Here is a 266-nt window from a genome sequence, read left to right on the forward strand (position 1 = left end):
GCGGCGCGGCGCGCGGGCGACCCCGACCCGGACGACCCGTACCGGGGGCAGTACCTCACGCCGGACGCGGTCGACCGGATCCTCGACGGGCCGTCCGGCCCCGGGCTGCCCGCGGCGCCCCCGGACGAGCCGCCGCCCGGGTCCGTACTCGACGCTCTGGCAAGGGACTTCGGGCTCACCCCGCTGGACGTGGATCTGCTCCTCGTCGCCCTGGCCCCGGACCTGGACGCCCGCTTCGAGCGGCTCTACGGCTATCTCAACGACGA

General features: G+C 76.3%; 1 pseudogene. It reads left to right on the forward strand.

Annotated features, from left to right (window positions below):
• A pseudogene (locus tag G3I40_RS31255) lies at positions 1-266 on the forward strand (ATP-binding protein); the annotation flags it as partial.

Source organism: Streptomyces sp. SID14478 (assembly GCF_010548525.1).
GTDB lineage: Bacteria > Actinomycetota > Actinomycetes > Streptomycetales > Streptomycetaceae > Streptomyces.